The organism is Mesorhizobium sp. M7A.F.Ca.US.014.04.1.1 (assembly GCF_003998745.1).
Lineage (GTDB): Bacteria > Pseudomonadota > Alphaproteobacteria > Rhizobiales > Rhizobiaceae > Mesorhizobium > Mesorhizobium ciceri.
In genome coordinates this window covers 1-3,787 of sequence record NZ_RZRW01000548.1, presented here as the reverse complement: position 1 = coordinate 3,787, position 3,787 = coordinate 1, and the positions used below count along the sequence as shown (strand labels likewise).

Sequence of the window (3,787 nt, the reverse complement as noted above, 5' to 3'; positions counted from 1 at the left end):
CGCCGACACACCTGGCGGTGAACTTGCGCCTCGCGACGTCGTAGCGCGCGCCATTTGGCACCAGCTTGCCGTTGGACGCCGCGTATTCCTGGACGCACGGCAAAGTCTCGGCCCGAGATTTGGCAAGCGTTTTCCAGGCATCGCCGAATTGTGCCGGAGCGCAGGAATCGACCCAGCGACCGACCTGATCCCGGTGCGCCCGGCGGCACATTATCACATGGGCGGCGTCGCCGTAGACAGCGCCGGCCGCAGCTCCATCGAGGGATTGTGGGCCTGCGGTGAGGTGGCCTGTACCGGCCTGCACGGCGCCAACCGCCTGGCCAGCAACTCGCTCACCGAAGCGGCGGTCACCGCGAGCTGGGTTGCCGAAAGCGTTGCCGGCACGTCGTATACCCGGCGACCGCGCAGATGCTCCACATTCGTCCCTCCACGACCAGACGCTTCCGTGGTCCGCCCGATTGTCTCCGCCGCCCTGGGTATCATCCGCGACGGCGAGGCAATGCGCGAAGCGGTGGCGACCCTGCTGCCGATCGCAGCCAATAGTGTCGCTGCCTCTGGTCCGGCTTTGGTCTCACTGATGATCGCCGCGGCGGCCCTGAGGCGGGAAGAGAGTCGAGGCGCGCACTGTCGGTCCGATTTCCCGCTCCACGATGCCAACGTGCGCCCATCACGGCTGACACTGCACAGCGCAATGCGGGCCGCGGCCGCACTCGATTGCCGGGCTACCATACGGAGCACTTGATATGACTTCATTCTCCCCCCTCCCCGCGACCCTGATCGAACCGATTGTGCGCGTTGCGCTCCTCGAAGACCTGGGCAGATCCGGCGACCTGACCACCGATGCGGTTATCCCGTATGATTGCACTGCCACGTTGGTGCTCAAAGCGAGGCAGGCGGGCGTCGTTGCCGGGCTCGATCTGGTCTCGTATGCCTTCCTTCTCGTGGAACCGGCGATCAACATCCAGATCTGGCGCCCTGATGGCAGCGAGGTTGGGGCCGGGGAAACCATTGCAAGATTGTCCGGACCCGCACGAGGCCTGCTCACGGCCGAACGCACGGCCCTCAATTTCTTATGCCGGCTGAGCGGCATTGCCACTGCCACAGCGGCCATGGTTGAGGCCGTGCGCGGTCACAAGGCGAGGATTGTATCGACGCGAAAGACGACGCCCGGGCTGCGGGCATTGGAGAAATACGCCGTGCGCGTCGGCGGCGGTGCCAATCACCGGTTCGGCCTCGATGACGGCGTGCTCATAAAGGACAACCACATCGCGATCGCCGGCGATATGCGCACAGCAATAGAGCGGGCGCGCGCCGCAGCAGGGCATATGGTGAAGGTCGAGGTCGAGGTCGACACGCTGAAGCAGCTCGATGCAGCGCTCGCGATTGGTGTTGACGCGGTGCTGCTCGACAATATGTCGGTCGAGGATCTTGCCCGCGCGGTTTCTATAGTGGATGGCCGTACGATCACCGAGGCGTCCGGTCGGGTGATGCCGAAAACGGCGGCGGCGATTGCGGCGACCGGTGTCGATCTCATCTCCATGGGTTGGCTGACGCACAGCGCCCCGATCCTCGACATCGGCCTGGACATGCCGGACCACCAGAACATCTGCAAGCACTTGAACTGAGGATTACGGCGTGAGGAGCAACATCAGCTCGGCAGGCGTAGGAGGTGCTGGAAAGACGTGCCGCAGCTCGCCTTTAGCGAGTGCGCCCCAAAGCCAAGAAGGCGTACCGGACTAGCAAACAAAGGTTTGACGATGACGATTGGAATGAACTCGGAGTTCGACGTGAACCAGACCATGCAATCGGTCGACGGAACGCCTCCGCGATGGAACCGCAAAGAGGCCGAGGCCATCTACGGCATGCCATTCAACGATCTGCTGTTCCTGGCTCAGACGATCCACCGCCAGAACTTCGATCGAAACCGAGTGCAGCTGTCGCGGCTCCTTAGCATCAAGACCGGCGGGTGCCCCGAAGATTGCGGCTATTGCAGCCAGTCTGCGCATTACGAAACCGGTGTGAAGGCGTCGAAGCTGGTGGACGTCAAGCATGTCATCGACGAAGCGGCCAAGGCGCGTGATGGCGGCGCAACGCGCTATTGCATGGGCGCGGCGTGGCGAAGTCCCAAGGAGCGCGACATGGACGTTGTGGTCGCCATGATTGAGGGCGTCAAGGCCCTCGGCATGGAGACCTGCATGACGCTCGGCATGCTCGATCTTGAGCAAGCTGCTCGCCTGAAGCAGGCCGGTCTCGACTACTATAACCACAACATCGATACCTCTGAGCGCTACTATGGCGAGGTTATTTCAACCAGGACTTTTGCCGACCGGCTGAAAACGCTTGGGCACGTGCGCGCGGTTGGGATGAAAGTCTGCTGCGGCGGCATTGTCGGGATGGGAGAAGAAAAGACCGATCGCATCGACATGCTGGTCACGCTCGCGAACCTGCCCGAGCCGCCGGAAAGCGTGCCGATCAACATGCTTATTCCCATCGAAGGCACGCCGCTTGCCGCGGCCGACGCCATCGATCCGATCGATTTCGTCCGCATCGTTGCGCTCGCGCGGGTGATGATGCCGAAATCCTATGTAAGGCTGTCCGCCGGCAGGACGGCGATGAGCGACGAAACGCAGGCGCTGTGCTTCTTTGCCGGCGCCAATTCGATCTTTGTCGGCGACACGCTGCTGACGGCGGGAAATCCCGGCGAGGACAAGGATACCCTTCTGTTCCGGCGCCTCGGCATTGAGCCTATGGAACTCGCCACGCAATGAAGGAGGCAATTCTTGCCCGCTATGACGCAACCTTGCGGGGACTGGGGCGCAAGGACCGGTTGCGGACGCTCGCACCGCGCGCCGGGCTCGACTTCTCGTCGAACGACTATATCGGACTTGCCGCCTCCAAAAGACTGGGCGATGCGGTTTCGACGGCGATTGCGCGGGGCACGCCAGTGGGCGCCACCGGATCGCGGCTGTTGCGCGGCAATGCACCGGAACATGAGCAACTGGAGGCGGACGCAGCGGCATTTTTCGGAGCCGAGCGTGCACTGTTCTTCGGCAGCGGCTATATCGCCAACTTCGCTCTGCTGACGGCCCTGCCGCAGAAAGGCGACCTGCTGGTCCTCGACGAGCTCGCTCATGCCAGCATGCATGAGGGTGCCCAGGCCGGGCGCGCTGAGTTCAAGCTGGCCGCGCACAACGACGTCGACGCTGTCGAGGACGCAATCACCCGCTGGCGCGCCGAAGGCGGCATGGGGCGGGTGTGGATCGCCTTCGAAAGCCTTTACAGCATGGATGGCGACCGTGCGCCGATGGAGAGCCTGGTCGCGCTGGCTGATCGGTACCAGGCATTCATCGTCGTCGATGAAGCGCATGCCACCGGCGTCTGGGGACCGGACGGCCGGGGACTGGCCGCCGCGTATGAAGGCCGCGACAACATCGTCACGCTCCACACATGCGGCAAGGCGCTTGGCGCATCCGGCGCGCTCGTTACCGGACCGCGAACACTGTGCGACTATCTTATCAACCGGTGCCGGCCATTCATCTATGCGACCGCACCATCGCCGCTGATGGCAGTCGCGGCACGTGAGGCGCTGACTATTCTGTCTGACGAGCCTATGCGTCGTGCTCAGTTGCACGAGCGTGTCGCTTTCGCGAGCCGGCAATTGGCCGAACGCTGCGGCGTGATGCCCAGCGGCTCGCAGATCCAGCCGCTTGTGATCGGCGATAACAGCCGCACCATGGCGGTGGCGGCAGGACTGCAGGCACGCGGCTTCGACAAACGCGGCATTCGC

The 3,787-nt window shown here is 63.5% G+C and carries 4 protein-coding genes; all 4 read left to right on the top strand.

The window, feature by feature from the left end:
* Positions 1–742, top strand: a 742-nt coding sequence (locus EOA22_RS27185) for an FAD-binding protein (protein WP_127390351.1), incomplete at its 5' end; no start/stop codon positions are given.
* Position 743: 1 nt separating this feature from the next.
* Complete coding sequence (nadC, locus tag EOA22_RS27180) at positions 744–1,625, top strand: carboxylating nicotinate-nucleotide diphosphorylase (protein ID WP_063169252.1); 882 nt, start codon at positions 744–746, stop codon at positions 1,623–1,625.
* 174 nt (positions 1,626–1,799) lie between these two features.
* Complete coding sequence (gene bioB / locus EOA22_RS27175) at positions 1,800–2,768, top strand: biotin synthase BioB (protein WP_224570943.1); 969 nt, start codon at positions 1,800–1,802, stop codon at positions 2,766–2,768.
* On the top strand, positions 2,765–3,787 hold a 1,023-nt coding region (locus tag EOA22_RS27170; RefSeq protein WP_164755866.1), incomplete at its 3' end, for an 8-amino-7-oxononanoate synthase. The genes bioB and EOA22_RS27170, both read left to right, overlap by 4 nt.